The organism is Haloarcula amylolytica, from assembly GCF_049705545.1.
Lineage (GTDB): Archaea > Halobacteriota > Halobacteria > Halobacteriales > Haloarculaceae > Haloarcula > Haloarcula amylolytica_B.
Genome location: NZ_JBNAMU010000001.1, coordinates 3,093,054 through 3,105,148, shown reverse-complemented (window position 1 = coordinate 3,105,148; position 12,095 = coordinate 3,093,054). Strand labels below are relative to the sequence as shown.

The following is a 12,095-nucleotide window of genomic DNA, read 5'->3' as shown; positions in this document are numbered from 1 at the left end:
CTTACGGAACTGCCAGCAGATTATCGACCACGGTGACGTTCGCCTGTTCGAACACCGTCCGCATCTCGTCGCTCAGCGAGACGTCCGTGATGAACATGTCAATGTCGTCGATAGTCGCGAACTCGCGGAAGCTCCTGCTGTCCAGTTTGCTCCCGTCGGCGACCAGGATGACGTGCCGGCCGCCTTCACAGAGCAGTGTCTTGATGCGCGCTTCGTCTTCGTTCGAGACGGAGAGGCCACCATCGCTCTGGACCGCGTCGGTTTCGAGAAACACGATATCGAAGTTCGTCTTCCGGAGGTACGACTCGGCGCTGGGTCCCACAAGCGCGTCCGAGGTCTGGCGCAGCGAGTCGCCGACGACCTTGACTTCGCCACAGGTCTCACGGAGTTCGAACGCGCTTTCCGGTGAGTTTGTCGCGGCGAGCAGTGACAACTGCTCCGGAATGGCTTTCGCCACTTCGCGGGCCGTCGGCCCCGTGTCGAAGAAGACGGCGTCGCCGTCGCTCAGCTCATCCACGGCCCGCTCGGCAATCGCCCGCTTGCCGCTCGGGTTGTCGATGCTATCTGCCGGGCTGGACCCGTTAGTCTCTTCCTTCGACGCTGGGAGCGCACCGCCGTGAAACCGTTCGATGAGCCCGTCCTCTGCGAGTGACGAGAGGTCTCGTCGGATCGTCGCCTCGGAGACACCGAACTCTTCGGTGAGTTCTTCGACCGTGACCCGATCCGATTTGTTTACTTGTCGAACGATTTCCTTCCGTCGTTCATCAGGTATCATGTTCTGTTACAGCGGGCCCGAACCCTGCGGGTGTGTGTGCCCTCCGACTGATGTATGTGTTAGTTTGTATCATCTCTCTCGATAGAATCGGCCCCGCTCTCAGGGCCGGCGACGCAGTCTAGTGATTTGCGAGATTGCTCGATGGCGCTCGGTGGTATATCATGCAGTATGTAGACGTTCATGAAAAACTCTCTCCCGGTACTAATGGCTGAGGACACCGAACAGTGTAGCGATGACTGTCCCGATACTGCTGACGATTGCGCCGCCGTAGACGCCGGTCGCGTAATTGAAGACCGCGAGGCCTGCCAGCCCGAATGCAGTCCCGAACGTGAGCAGCGTGGCGGGTGTCATTCTGTCGGTGAGCTCCGTGACCATTGTCAGATCGTCGCCTGCTGCTCGATCTTCGAATCGTACGTCAGCGACTCGCCCGTGGCCGGGTCGAAATACTGGAGCGAGTCCCTATCGAACCGGAGGTTCACCGCATCTCCCATCTCGACCGTCGTGTCCGGGTCGACCGCGGCTTTGATGCTCTGGCCGGTGTCGAGTTCGAGTTCGAGTACGGTCTTCTCGCCCTGCGGTTCGACGACCTCTACCGTCGCCGGGTGGACGTTCGCCGGGACGCCGTCCTGGTTGAGCGCGATGTTCTCCGGGCGGATACCAAGCGTCACCCGGTCGCCGAGATACGGCTCAAGCGCGTCGGTGAACTCGTCCGGGACGTTGTGGATCGCGCCGCCGAGGTCCAGTTCGAACTTGCCGGCGGAGGACTCTTCGAGCGTCCCTTCGAGGAAGTTCATGCTCGGCGAGCCGAGGAAGCCGGCGACGAACATGTTTCGCGGGTTCGAGTAGACGTGGGTCGGTTCGCCGACCTGCTGAATCTGGCCGTTGTCCATGACCGCGATCTGGTCGGCCAGCGTCATCGCCTCCACCTGGTCGTGGGTGACGTAGACGGTCGTCGTCGACAGCTCCTCGTGGAGTTTGTTCAGTTCGGCACGCATCTGGACGCGGAGCTTCGCGTCTAAGTTCGACAGCGGCTCGTCCATCAGGAACACCGCGGGGTCGCGAACGATTGCGCGGCCCAGGGCCACCCGCTGTTGCTGGCCGCCGGACAGTTCCGACGGTCGGCGGTCCAGTAGCTCTTCGATCTGTAGCAGTTCCGCGGTCTCGTTGACCCGCTCGGTGATGATTTCCTCGGCCGTGTCGTGTTGCTCCAGCCCGAACCGCATGTTGTCACGCACCGTCTTGTGCGGGTACAGCGCGTAGTTCTGGAACACCATCGCGATGTCGCGCTCGTACGCGCGAGCGTCGTTGACGATGTTCTCTCCGATCCGGATTTCACCGTCGGTCGCCCGCTCGAGCCCCGCGATGAGGCGCAGGGTCGTGGTCTTGCCACACCCTGACGGGCCGACGAGGACGGTGAAGCTTTCGTCGGGGATGTCCAGCGAGATGCCGTCGACTGCGGTAACGTCGTCGAATTCCTTTACGAGGTCGGTGAGTTCTACGTGTGCCATAGTTAGTTACTCCTTGACTGCTCCTTGTGTGAGTCCGCTCACGATATACTGCTGGAAGAACAGGCCGAACAGGATGCCGGGTAACGCGGCGATCATCCCGCCGGCTGCGAGGTGCGCCCAGTCCACGAAGTCGTCAGCCACGAACAGCGAGACTGCGATCGGCAGCGTCTGGGCCTGTTCCGAGGACGTGAGAACGAGCGCGAAGACGAACTCGTTCCACGAGAAGATGAACGCGAGGATGGCGGTGGCCGCGATGCCCGGCTTCGCCATCGGCAGAATGATTTTGACGAACGCCTCCCAGCGGGAACAGCCGTCGATCTGGGCCTGTTCGTCCAACGATTCGGGGATTCCGTCGAAGTAATTCTTCATGATCCAGACGGCGAACGGGAGGTTGAAGAACGTGTACGTGAGGATGAGCGCGAGTCGCGTGTCGTACAGGCTCCCGGTGAGTCCGCCGATGAGCGGCGGGTTCGACATGATCTGGAAGAACGGGACGATGAGCGCGATGGGGGGGATCATCCGCGCGCCGACGATCGACAGCAGCAGCGACTTGTTCCCCAGGAAGTCATACCGGGAGAAACTGTAGCCGGTGACCGTTCCAAGGGTAATACAGATGAGCGTCGTCGTCGTCGCGACGATCATGCTGTTGAACGTGTAGTTGTCGAACGGTCGGTTCGTGAAGATATCCACGTAGTTCTGTGCCGTCGGGTTCTGTGGGAGGAACGTGATCGGCAGCGACAGCACTTCGCTCGACGGTTTGATGCTCGTGATGAAGATGTAGTAGATCGGGAACCAGATGATAAGGACGTACACGGCGAGCAGTCCGTAGGCCAGCAGTCGCTCGCGGGCGACGGACGGCCACTCGTTCTGTGTATCCAGTCCCAGCGACCGACGCAGTCGGTTGAGTGGTGATTTCTTCGTGCTCATGCTTCGTAGGGTGACTCGCCGAATATCTTGTACAGACTGGCCACGATGGCGAAGGTCACGGCCAGCAGGACGACTCCGAGTGCAGCGCCGGTCCCGGGTTCGTTGAACACCTGTGCGGTCCGGTACAGCCAGGAGGCCCACACCTCAGTCGACTTCCCGGGGCCGCCCTGGGTCATCACCCAGACCAGGTCCAGCGCCCGGATGTCGAAGATGATACGGATGGTCAGCGCGACCAGTATGGACGGTTTCAGGAACGGGTACGTGACGTTCCAGAACCGCGACCACCGACTCGCGCCGTCGACTTCGGCCGCGTCGTACAGCTGCTCGGGGACGTTCTGCAGGCCCGCGAGCAGGATGATGATGATGAACGGCGTGAACACCCAGACGTCGGCGATGATGAGTGCCATCATGGCGAGCGCGCCGTCCGACAGGAACGGGATGTTCCCCGAGATGATGCCGAGTCGCTGGAGCGCGCCGTTGATCGCGCCGAAATCGGACTGGAACATCCAGCGCCACATCAGCCCGCTCATCACGTACGGGAGAATCCACGGGACGATGACCGCCGTCCGGAACCAGCCCCGCCCTTTCAGGTCCTTATCGAGCAACAGCGCGATGCCCAGTCCCAGCAGGAACGAGATGGAGACGCTGAAACCGACGTAGATGACTGTATTGGTGGTAATCGAAACGAAACTGGGACTGAACACGCCGAGGGCGGCTTCGCCCCCTTCCCGCGCGAAAATCAGCCGCCGGAAGTTCCGGAGGCCGACGAACTCCATCTCGTTCGTTATCGGGTTCCGGAACTGGAAGCTGCTGAGAAACAGTTTCGCGGTCGGATAAACGATTATTGCGGCGATCCACAGCAGCGTCGGCCCAACGGTTAACGGGACGAACAGCTTGTCGAGTTTGCGACGCAGTGGGCTCTTTTCGATTGACATAATATATAAACCTTGGACCGTGCCGATCAGAGAAGGCCGATGTCCTGGTAGAGACGCTCGATGTTACTGTAGGCGTCGTTGAGTGCCGCTTCGGGGTCTTTGTTACCGAGCAGCGCCGGCGTTAGCTGTTCGTTCAGGTAGTCGTCGACCTGTGGCTGTGCCATGTACGTCTCGCTCTGTGCGTTTTCGAGGTTGAACCGCATGTCTTCGAGCAGCCAGGACGGGTACTCGCTCTGAACCTCGTCGTCCTCGTACACCTCTGGGACGACGGCCGGGTTCCCCTCGACGAGCATGTTGTTCTTGGACGACGCCCGGGTCGTCATGAAGCGGGCGAACTCCTTGGCCGCGCCCTTCCGCTCGGAGAACGCCGAGACGCTGATTCCGTTCGTGTCCTGGAAGGTAGCGCGGCTCTCCGGCCCTTTCGGCGGTCTGGCGCTGCCGATTCGGCCTTCCTCCCACTCGTCGATTGCGCGGGACCCGAGCGGCGTCCAGGACTCGACGGTCGCGTACTGGCCGGCGATGAAGTTGTCACCGATGCCACCTTCGCCGAGGCTGGACATTCCGTCGGGGGTGATGCCACGCTCGCGGAGCTCGTTGAAGAATTCGAGGACTTCCATCCCTTCCTCGACGAACACCGGCTCGTAGCTGTCGTTGAACAGCTGGCCGCCGGCCTGGTAGAGGAACTGCTTGAAGCTGAACACGGACTTGCCGGCCCACGTGAACGCGAACCCGGACTTGTCGCCCTGTGAGAGCTGCTCGCCCTGGTTCAGCACTTCGTCCCACGTGTCCGGTGGCGCGTCGAAGCCCTGGTCGTTCAGGTACTGCTGGTCGTAGAGGTAGCTGCCCCACTTGCCGAACTCAGGAGCCATGTACGTCTGCCCGTCGAACTGGACGAGGTCGTTCAGCGAATCGGGGAACTTGCTCATGTGGTCGCTCCCGAGACCGAGCGGCTCGAGCCAGTCGGAGCTGACGAAATCGGCCAGCCACCAGGTCGGCCCGTTGAACGCGTCGACGGTGCTGTCCTGGTTCCGCCAGATCGTCGTCAGGCTGGTCTTGAGGTTGCTCCACGGAACCTCGTTGACTTCCACGGAGATGCCGGTCTCCTCCTCGAACCGATTGATGTTGTCTTCCGTCCCGGGATCGAACTCCAGTGACCCGGCGTTGTAGAACACGATTTCGTCTGCCATCGTCTCCGAACCGGTGCCGGTCGTGGCACCGTCTGAACTCTCACCGTCGGAGCTTTCGCCGCCGGAGCCGTCCTCCGTGCTCGAGTCGGAGCCGCCGCTGCAGCCAGCGAGTGCCGCTGTCCCGATGACACCGGCGCTTTTGATGAACGTTCGACGAGTGCGTTTTGAATTCTTCTGCATGCAATCGCTCACGAGACAGCCATGGATTATAAATCATGGGGGTAATTAGAAATGAACACTAATCTCATAAATAATTAAATAACGGTGTGAAAGTGAACTTTGAGGCCTGAAAACGCTTTTGAAGGCACAATCACTATAGTATATTATAGGTTATATATTAAATCGTATATCTTTGCGTGATTGATTTCACTCACAAATCTGAATTCGAGCACGTTTTGAACGCTCCGTTCACCGAAGCGTGCAGACCCGGCAACCGACTGAATCGGACTCCCGTCATTCGGTTCGGTATCGAGACGCCCGAAAGCCGCCTGTGGCCCGCAGGACCCCGCGCGATTTATGCCACACCGCCCAGTATCGGTGCCCGTGACAGAGCGCGGACGGACGCGGCGGGCGTTTCTGGGAACGCTCGCGGCGACGACGGTCGGGTCGGTCGCGGGGTGTCAATCACAGTTCAATCCGCTCGCATCGACGGCTCTGGACGAACACGCCGCCACGCAGTTCCGGCAGGGGCTCCTGAACACGGGGTACCAGGACGCCTCGGTTCCGGACGCCGTCGAGCGGGCCTGGGAACTGCCGACCAATCGCGGGGACCACACCGCGGCGAAAGGCAGCCCTGCACTGGCACCGACTGATGACCTGATTCTGGCCGATGACACCGGTCGCGTGCGGGCCATCGCACCGGGCGGCGAGGTCCAGTGGGCGACGACGATCACGCAGGCGACGCGCGGGAGCCACGGCACGCCGGCCATCGCCAACGACACCGTCTACATCGGGGCCTACGACGGCGCGCTGTCGGCACTGGATCTCGAAACCGGCCAGCGGCGATGGCGGACGGAACTGGGCGACGCCATCGGCGCGAGTCCGACCTACTACAACGGATCGCTGTACGTCGCTGTCGAACACGCCGCCCCGAGCGGGAGCGTCGTCGCCGTCAACGCCGCGACCGGCGACGTGCAGTGGCGCGACAGCCGGCCGACCGACCACCCCCACTCGACGGTAGCGCTGGACCGCGAGCACGGCCGCCTGCTGTTTGGCTCCAATGACGGCTACTGCTACGCGTGGTCGTTCCCGGGCTTAGAGCGGGCTTGGCGATACGACACCGGTGGCGACGTGAAAGCCCCTATCGCCGTCGCTGACGGCACGGCTATCGTCCCGTCGTGGGCCGAGACGGTCACCGCCGTCGACGTGACCGACGGCACGGAACAGTGGACCTTCGAGGCAGACGCCGACGTGATGTGTGCGCCAGCGGTCCACGACGGCTCCGTCTACGTCGGCAGCCACGACGACCGGGTGTACGCACTCGACCTCGAAAGCGGCGAGGAGCAGTGGCGGTACGACACCGGCGGGTGGATCATCGGGAGCGTCGTCGCCACCCGGGACCACGTGCTCGTCGGGTCCTACGACGGGCGACTGTACGCGCTGGAGCGGGACTCCGGTGCGGTGGTCTGGACCACCGATAACCGCGGCCACGTGACGAGTGCCCCGCTGGTGACCGCCGACGGCATCTACTACGCGGAGCGTGCGGCCGAGGGCGACCCGAACCGACCAGGGATGTGTTACAGGCTCGTTCCGGCATAACGAAGCGAAACCCCTTACCCCGCGGACCGTCGACAATGGCCTATGAGTACCATCCGGGTCGTGTGGGGGACTGCGACCGGCCCGACCGCGCTGGCCGCCTACGACGCGGCACTCGCCGAGGCGGGCGTCCACAACTACAACCTCATCTCGCTCTCGTCGGTCATTCCGTCCGAGCCGGCTATCGAGGTAACGGAGACGGCACCGGACCTGGGGCCGCCCGGCGAAGCGCTAGAGGTCGTCCAGTCCTCGGCGACCGTCCCGCCGGGCGAGCGCGGCGCGGCGGGCGTCGGCTGGGCCCGCAGCGAGGGCGGTCCGGGCATCTTCTACGAGGTCGACGGCACCAGCGAGGACGCGGTCCGGATGGAGATCCGCGAGGGACTGGCCGCCGGCCGGGACCTCCGGGACTGGGAGTTCGTCGAGGAGAACGTGTACGTCGAGTCGGCGTCCGACGACGCCGAGTACGCCAGCGCCGTCGTTCTCGCCACTTACGGCGAGAGCCATCCCGTCGTGTAAGTCGCGTGCTCCGACGGTTCCGGCCAGAACTGTGTTCGACCCTGGGTTTTTAGTCCTCCCCCCCATAGAGACAGAGAACGTTCATGTACGGTAATACGTCGTTTGGTGGGGAGACGGAAGAAGTGACCCTGACCGCGGAACAGCGTGAGGAGCTCCGACGGGACCTCTCGAGCGTCGCCGCCCGGACCCGCGAACTCCTGCCCGGCGAGTTCGTCGTCGGTTCGGAAATCAGCAACAGCACGACTGGACCGCGGGCCACAATCGCAGTCCAGCCCCCGGTCGGCTCGGTCGTGAGCGCGGATTACACACCCGAGGACCCGGAAAGCGCGAGCATCTCCGATGCCGAACGCGACGACCTCGCGCAGGGCATCGCCGCTTCCGCCGCGCTGCAGGTCAAGCAGGTGATGGGCGACGACACGTCGCCGACAGCGCAGTAAGGCCGTCGTTTTCAGTTTTCGTCGGTACAGTCGCGGAGCGTAGACGCCGACATCAGGCGCGGCCACCGCTGGCGACTGGCGGATTATAGAACAGCGCGTAGCCGATGGAGCCGCCGGCCGGGAGACTGCCGGCACTCAGCGCAGTCACGAGGCTGATGGAGGTGACGACTGCGCCGAGCGACGCCAGCAGCATCGAGAGGGCGATGCTGGCCAGCACGAGATCGGGCATCGACGGCGGGCCGGACATTCGTGTCTCTACAGAGACACGCATCCTAATTAAATATTATTACTCGGTGCTGTACCACTCGTCAAATGGCCCCCGTTCTATCGAGGTAGTTGGTCACGAGCATCGGCGCGATGACGCCGACAGCAAGGAGTATTGCGAGTGTTACCGTCGACGTGACATCCGCCAGCACCGTGCTCGCGTATCCGAGGACGAGGGCTGCGATGACGAAACCGCCGACGATCTTGTTCTCGAGGGAGACCATACGCTCCGTTACACTCGGTCAGCACAAAATCATATCGGGAAAATAACTGTTACTTCCCCCAGAAGGGGTCCCGGTTCCGGTGTTTCTCCAGATACATCGACAGCGCCTCGCGCTCGTCGACGGAGATGTCTTCCTTGAGTTCCTGTTCCAGAATCTTCGCGTGTTTTTCGGGAATTTCGACCCAGAGGTCGTCGCCTTCCTCGATCTGGCGGCCGACGGTCGGCCCCTGGATCGAGACGGCCATGCGCTCGCCGGCGCGGGCCGAGTCGACGTCCTCGCCCTCGTCCTGGATTGTTTTGAGGGTCCCGACGCGCTTTGCCTCGCCATTTTCCCATTTGACGACGTTGACGTTCCGGCGGAGTTCACCGGAGAGGATTTCGACGCCCACGACGGCGGGGTCGGACTGGCGGAACGTGTGGTCCTGCAGAATCCGGAACTTCGCGGGCCGGGTGATGTTCTCCAGAATCTGCTCCTGCTGGGCCTCCTCGATGGCGGTGACGTGGTCGTCGTAGGACTCGACGAGCTGGTAGATGACGTCGTCCTCGAACAGCTCCACGTCCTCCTGTTCGGCGAGGTCCCGAGCGTCGTCGAGCACCTCGACGCTGAACGCCAGAATCGCCTGGTTGGTCGGCTCGCCGGCCGTTTCGGCGACTCGCACGTCCCGTGGTGCGACCGCACCGACCTCGGCCCGCATGACCGGGATCTCTTCCTCTTCGAGCGTGCTGGAAAGGGCCTCGAGCGAGCCCAGCGTGTCGGCCTTGATGACGACGCCCTCCTCCTGTGTCGTGACCTCGATTTCGGCGAGTTCCTCCTCGACCTCGGCGATGACCTCGCTACGGTCGCGGTCGCGGACGACGCGAATCGGCGCGCCGGCCATCGCGTCGCCGAGGTCCGGCGCGGCGATTTTGACGCCGTCGGCGGCGGCGACCTGCTCGACCTGTTCGAACTCCTGTTCGGTCCGAATCTCTTCGAGCGGGCGCGGACGGAGCAGTGCGCGCACGTCAGTGACGATTGACCCCTGCAGGCCGCCGACGACGATGGTGTCGTCGTTGCGGATGGTCCCGTCGTAGATGATGGCATCTAGCGTCGTTCCAAAGCCCTGGGTGTCCTTCACTTCGAGAACTGTCCCGACACCAGGACCGGTGGTGTCGATCTCCATCTCCTCTTTCATGTATCGCTGGGACAGCCCCATCATCACCGTCAGCAGGTCGGGGATGCCCTCGCTGGTTTCGGCTGAGACCGGCACGACGCCGATGTTGGCCTGGAAGTTCTGGACGCGCCAGTACATGTCCGCCGAGAAGCCGTTATCGGAGAGTTCGCCGATGATCTCGTACAGCTTCTCGTTGAGGTCGGATTGGACGCGGTCGGACTGGGCGTCCATCGTCTGCTGGACCGGCTGCCCCTCGTTGGGGTTCCAGCCCGGAACCGTGTCGATCTTGTTCGCGGCGACGATAAACGGCGTCTGCGTTCGCTTGAGGATGTCGATGGCCTCCAGCGTTTGTGGCTGGAAACCGTCGTTGACGTCGACGACGAGGATGGCGATGTCGGCGAGCGCGCCACCCCGGGAGCGAAGCGTCGAGAAGGAGTGGTGTCCCGGTGTGTCGATGAACAGGAGACCCGGCAGGTCGAAGTCCGTCGGGTCGACCAGGTCACCGGCGATTTCGGAAATCACGTCCAGCGGGACGGCTGTCGCGCCGATGTGCTGGGTAATCGCGCCCGATTCGCCGGCGGTGACGGCCGAACCGCGGATCTTGTCGAGCAGGCTCGTCTTCCCGTGGTCGACGTGGCCCAGAACGGCGACGATGGGCGTCCGCAGGGTGTCGTCGGTGGCTGTGGTGGGGTCCGTGTCAGACATAAATGGCTCCAGAAGTTGTCAGAACCGAGTCGTCGGTGGCAGTTAAGTTCGTCGTCATCAGTCGCGCGCGACCGAGCGTGGGGCTAAGCGGGCGTCACTCGGTCACAGTGAACGACCCAGTCATGCCGATGCTCTGGTGGGGAACACAGTGGTACTCGTACTCGCCGGGAACCGTGAACGTGTAGGCGTACTCGTACCCCGAACTGTACGTCGTCCCATCGTCTCCGGGCGTCCCCGACCAGTCGCTGTCGGCCGGCGTCGCGGCCGGCTTGACGTTGTGGCCGCCGGCTTCCCAGACCCACAGCACGGTGCTTCCAGCCGGGATCTCGAAGGTCTCCGGGTCGAATCTGAAGCTACCCGGCGCGACGGCGATTTCCTGATCAGCGTCGACCGGCGTTCCGGTCGGCGTCGGTGTTTCAGTGGGCGTGGTCGTCGGCGTCTCGGTCGGGGTGGCCGTGGCAGTCGGTGTCGGCGACTCAGTCGGAGTCGGCGTCGCTGTCTCAGTTGCCGTTTCGGTTCGAGCCGGCGCTTCTGTGGCGGTGGCTGTCGGTGACGGTGTTCCGTCGCCGTCGCCACTGCATCCAGCGACGGCTCCGACGACGGCGGCCGTGAGGCCCCCGAGAAACCGACGCCTGTTCCTGTCCATACGTATCCGTGGGCCGCCTCTCGCATAGGGTTGTGGCTCGTTATGGACGTTCCGGGCGCGTCGGAGGGGCCACGGACGCCATCATCGGCCACTGGCGGGGTGGTATCCATCCGTCCCCGTCATCGCTCGGAACCACCGCTCACCCGTCAGACGTCCCCGTGGCGTTTATGTAACCTCGTTCGGAACAAGGGGGTATGGCTGCAATACTCGCAGAAAACCTGTCGGGGAAAGACGTGATGGGGACTGATGGCGCGGAGATCGGCAGTCTCTACAACATCACGATGGACTTCTCCTCGGGCGCGCTGCACAACCTCGTTATCGACCCCGCGGACTCGCTCCGCAACACGGACTTCGAGTACAGTGACCAGGGCCGCCTGCTTGTCCCGGTTGGACGGGTCAAGGCGGTGAAAGACCACATGATCGTCAAACGCTAGATGTACGTTCTTGACTCCTCGGCATTTATCAACGAGTATCACACCGACGAGCAGATAGCAACGATTCCGCTCGTCAGAGAGGAACTGGAAGACGAGGCCGCCTATCGCTTCGACGCCCTCGAAGGCTCGGGCATGCACCTCCACATTCCCGAGGACAACACCGTCGAGCGCATCGAGCGCGCTGCCAGCGAAACCGGTGACCTCGCGGAACTCTCGGAAACCGACATCCGGCTGATCGCGGCCGCGTTCGAACTCGACAGTCGACTCGTCACAGACGACTACGCGATGCAGAACGTCGCGGAGAAACTCGACGTGAGCGTCGAGGTAATCGCCCGCGACGGTATCACCGAACAGCGGGACTGGCTGTTCCAGTGTGCCGGCTGCGGCCGTGAGTTCGACGAGAACCGCGACCGCTGTCCCATCTGTGGCAGTTCGCTCTCGCGGAAAAACCCGGCTTAGACGGTCTGTTCGTCCCGGGCTTCGAGCCCGAGCTCGACTAGCTGCGAAAGCACTTCTTCCTCTGTGATGCCGTAGCGCCGCGCGAGCGTTTCGATGATCCGCGCTTGGTCGTCATCACAGACGATGGTGAACCGCCGAGCCATGCCATCGCCTACAACGGTAGTTCGCATAAA

At 62.8% G+C, this 12,095-nt stretch carries 16 protein-coding genes; 5 read left to right on the top strand and 11 right to left on the bottom strand.

The window, feature by feature from the left end:
* Position 1 precedes the first annotated feature (1 nt).
* The 6 genes from glpR to ACOZ4H_RS16240 form a co-directional block, all read right to left on the bottom strand.
* Positions 2-775 carry an HTH-type transcriptional regulator GlpR gene (gene glpR / locus ACOZ4H_RS16265; RefSeq protein ID WP_424330256.1) on the bottom strand — a complete coding sequence of 258 codons (774 nt, stop codon included), beginning with the start codon at positions 773-775 and terminating at the stop codon, positions 2-4.
* 201 nt (positions 776-976) lie between these two features.
* The gene (locus tag ACOZ4H_RS16260) at positions 977-1,126 is read right to left on the bottom strand and encodes a hypothetical protein (RefSeq protein ID WP_424330255.1); all 150 of its coding nucleotides are present in this window, start codon (positions 1,124-1,126) and stop codon (positions 977-979) included.
* A gap of 26 nt (positions 1,127-1,152) precedes the next feature.
* A complete protein-coding gene (locus ACOZ4H_RS16255) occupies positions 1,153-2,283 on the bottom strand; it encodes an ABC transporter ATP-binding protein (RefSeq protein ID WP_424330254.1) in 1,131 nt (376 codons plus the stop codon).
* A gap of 6 nt (positions 2,284-2,289) precedes the next feature.
* The gene (locus ACOZ4H_RS16250; protein ID WP_424330253.1) at positions 2,290-3,210 is read right to left on the bottom strand and encodes a carbohydrate ABC transporter permease; all 921 of its coding nucleotides are present in this window, start codon (positions 3,208-3,210) and stop codon (positions 2,290-2,292) included.
* Positions 3,207-4,145, bottom strand: a complete 939-nt coding sequence (locus tag ACOZ4H_RS16245) for a carbohydrate ABC transporter permease (protein ID WP_424330252.1) — start codon at positions 4,143-4,145, stop codon at positions 3,207-3,209. Before ACOZ4H_RS16245 ends, ACOZ4H_RS16250 begins: the two co-directional genes overlap by 4 nt.
* A 26-nt stretch (positions 4,146-4,171) precedes the next feature.
* Positions 4,172-5,512 carry an extracellular solute-binding protein gene (locus tag ACOZ4H_RS16240; RefSeq protein ID WP_424330251.1) on the bottom strand — a complete coding sequence of 447 codons (1,341 nt, stop codon included), beginning with the start codon at positions 5,510-5,512 and terminating at the stop codon, positions 4,172-4,174.
* 363 nt (positions 5,513-5,875) lie between these two features.
* On the opposite strand from ACOZ4H_RS16240, the gene ACOZ4H_RS16235 reads away from it, so the two are divergent.
* The 3 genes from ACOZ4H_RS16235 (at position 5,876) to ACOZ4H_RS16225 (ending at position 8,040) form a co-directional block, all read left to right on the top strand.
* Positions 5,876-7,090 (top strand): PQQ-binding-like beta-propeller repeat protein, encoded by a 1,215-nt coding sequence (locus ACOZ4H_RS16235; protein ID WP_424330250.1) that lies wholly within the window; start codon positions 5,876-5,878, stop codon positions 7,088-7,090.
* A gap of 42 nt (positions 7,091-7,132) precedes the next feature.
* Positions 7,133-7,603: a pyruvoyl-dependent arginine decarboxylase gene (locus tag ACOZ4H_RS16230; RefSeq protein ID WP_424330249.1), complete on the top strand. Its 471-nt coding sequence runs from the start codon at positions 7,133-7,135 to the stop codon at positions 7,601-7,603.
* Between the two features lie 83 nt (positions 7,604-7,686).
* A complete protein-coding gene (locus ACOZ4H_RS16225; RefSeq protein WP_004518427.1) occupies positions 7,687-8,040 on the top strand; it encodes a DUF5811 family protein in 354 nt (117 codons plus the stop codon).
* 52 nt (positions 8,041-8,092) lie between these two features.
* Here the strand turns inward: ACOZ4H_RS16225 and ACOZ4H_RS16220 are convergent, their stop codons facing one another.
* The 4 genes from ACOZ4H_RS16220 to ACOZ4H_RS16205 form a co-directional block, all read right to left on the bottom strand.
* The gene (locus ACOZ4H_RS16220) at positions 8,093-8,287 is read right to left on the bottom strand and encodes a hypothetical protein (protein ID WP_424330248.1); all 195 of its coding nucleotides are present in this window, start codon (positions 8,285-8,287) and stop codon (positions 8,093-8,095) included.
* A 61-nt stretch (positions 8,288-8,348) separates the two neighbouring features.
* Positions 8,349-8,528 carry a hypothetical protein gene (locus ACOZ4H_RS16215; protein WP_424330247.1) on the bottom strand — a complete coding sequence of 60 codons (180 nt, stop codon included), beginning with the start codon at positions 8,526-8,528 and terminating at the stop codon, positions 8,349-8,351.
* 49 nt (positions 8,529-8,577) lie between these two features.
* The gene (gene infB, locus ACOZ4H_RS16210) at positions 8,578-10,383 is read right to left on the bottom strand and encodes a translation initiation factor IF-2 (protein ID WP_424330246.1); all 1,806 of its coding nucleotides are present in this window, start codon (positions 10,381-10,383) and stop codon (positions 8,578-8,580) included.
* A gap of 94 nt (positions 10,384-10,477) precedes the next feature.
* Positions 10,478-11,029, bottom strand: a complete 552-nt coding sequence (locus ACOZ4H_RS16205; protein ID WP_424330245.1) for a plastocyanin/azurin family copper-binding protein — start codon at positions 11,027-11,029, stop codon at positions 10,478-10,480.
* 194 nt (positions 11,030-11,223) lie between these two features.
* Between ACOZ4H_RS16205 and ACOZ4H_RS16200 the strand changes: the two genes are divergently transcribed.
* Both ACOZ4H_RS16200 and ACOZ4H_RS16195 read left to right on the top strand, forming a co-directional pair.
* On the top strand, positions 11,224-11,463 hold the full coding sequence (locus ACOZ4H_RS16200) for a PRC-barrel domain-containing protein (protein WP_424330244.1): 240 nt from the start codon (positions 11,224-11,226) through the stop codon (positions 11,461-11,463).
* Complete coding sequence (locus tag ACOZ4H_RS16195; protein WP_014039441.1) at positions 11,464-11,922, top strand: NOB1 family endonuclease; 459 nt, start codon at positions 11,464-11,466, stop codon at positions 11,920-11,922.
* On the opposite strand, the gene ACOZ4H_RS16190 is transcribed toward ACOZ4H_RS16195, so the two are convergent.
* Entirely contained in the window at positions 11,919-12,065 is a 147-nt protein-coding gene (locus ACOZ4H_RS16190; RefSeq protein ID WP_050007795.1) for a CopG family transcriptional regulator, read from the bottom strand. The two genes, ACOZ4H_RS16195 and ACOZ4H_RS16190, sit on opposite strands and share 4 nt — an antisense overlap.
* Between the last annotated feature and the right edge of the window lie 30 nt (positions 12,066-12,095).

Excerpts from the sequence above, each read along its gene's own strand:
- glpR (WP_424330256.1), bottom strand. The coding sequence starts at position 775 with ATGATACCTGATGAACGACGGAAGGAAATCGTTCGACAAGTAAACAAA.
- ACOZ4H_RS16260 (WP_424330255.1), bottom strand. The coding sequence starts at position 1,126 with ATGACACCCGCCACGCTGCTCACGTTCGGGACTGCATTCGGGCTGGCA.
- ACOZ4H_RS16255 (WP_424330254.1), bottom strand. The coding sequence starts at position 2,283 with ATGGCACACGTAGAACTCACCGACCTCGTAAAGGAATTCGACGACGTT.
- ACOZ4H_RS16250 (WP_424330253.1), bottom strand. The coding sequence starts at position 3,210 with ATGAGCACGAAGAAATCACCACTCAACCGACTGCGTCGGTCGCTGGGA.
- ACOZ4H_RS16245 (WP_424330252.1), bottom strand. The coding sequence starts at position 4,145 with ATGTCAATCGAAAAGAGCCCACTGCGTCGCAAACTCGACAAGCTGTTC.
- ACOZ4H_RS16240 (WP_424330251.1), bottom strand. The coding sequence starts at position 5,512 with ATGCAGAAGAATTCAAAACGCACTCGTCGAACGTTCATCAAAAGCGCC.
- ACOZ4H_RS16230 (WP_424330249.1), top strand. The coding sequence starts at position 7,133 with ATGAGTACCATCCGGGTCGTGTGGGGGACTGCGACCGGCCCGACCGCG.
- ACOZ4H_RS16225 (WP_004518427.1), top strand. The coding sequence starts at position 7,687 with ATGTACGGTAATACGTCGTTTGGTGGGGAGACGGAAGAAGTGACCCTG.
- ACOZ4H_RS16220 (WP_424330248.1), bottom strand. The coding sequence starts at position 8,287 with ATGTCCGGCCCGCCGTCGATGCCCGATCTCGTGCTGGCCAGCATCGCC.
- ACOZ4H_RS16215 (WP_424330247.1), bottom strand. The coding sequence starts at position 8,528 with ATGGTCTCCCTCGAGAACAAGATCGTCGGCGGTTTCGTCATCGCAGCC.
- infB (WP_424330246.1), bottom strand. The coding sequence starts at position 10,383 with ATGTCTGACACGGACCCCACCACAGCCACCGACGACACCCTGCGGACG.
- ACOZ4H_RS16205 (WP_424330245.1), bottom strand. The coding sequence starts at position 11,029 with ATGGACAGGAACAGGCGTCGGTTTCTCGGGGGCCTCACGGCCGCCGTC.
- ACOZ4H_RS16200 (WP_424330244.1), top strand. The coding sequence starts at position 11,224 with ATGGCTGCAATACTCGCAGAAAACCTGTCGGGGAAAGACGTGATGGGG.
- ACOZ4H_RS16195 (WP_014039441.1), top strand. The coding sequence starts at position 11,464 with ATGTACGTTCTTGACTCCTCGGCATTTATCAACGAGTATCACACCGAC.
- ACOZ4H_RS16190 (WP_050007795.1), bottom strand. The coding sequence starts at position 12,065 with ATGGCTCGGCGGTTCACCATCGTCTGTGATGACGACCAAGCGCGGATC.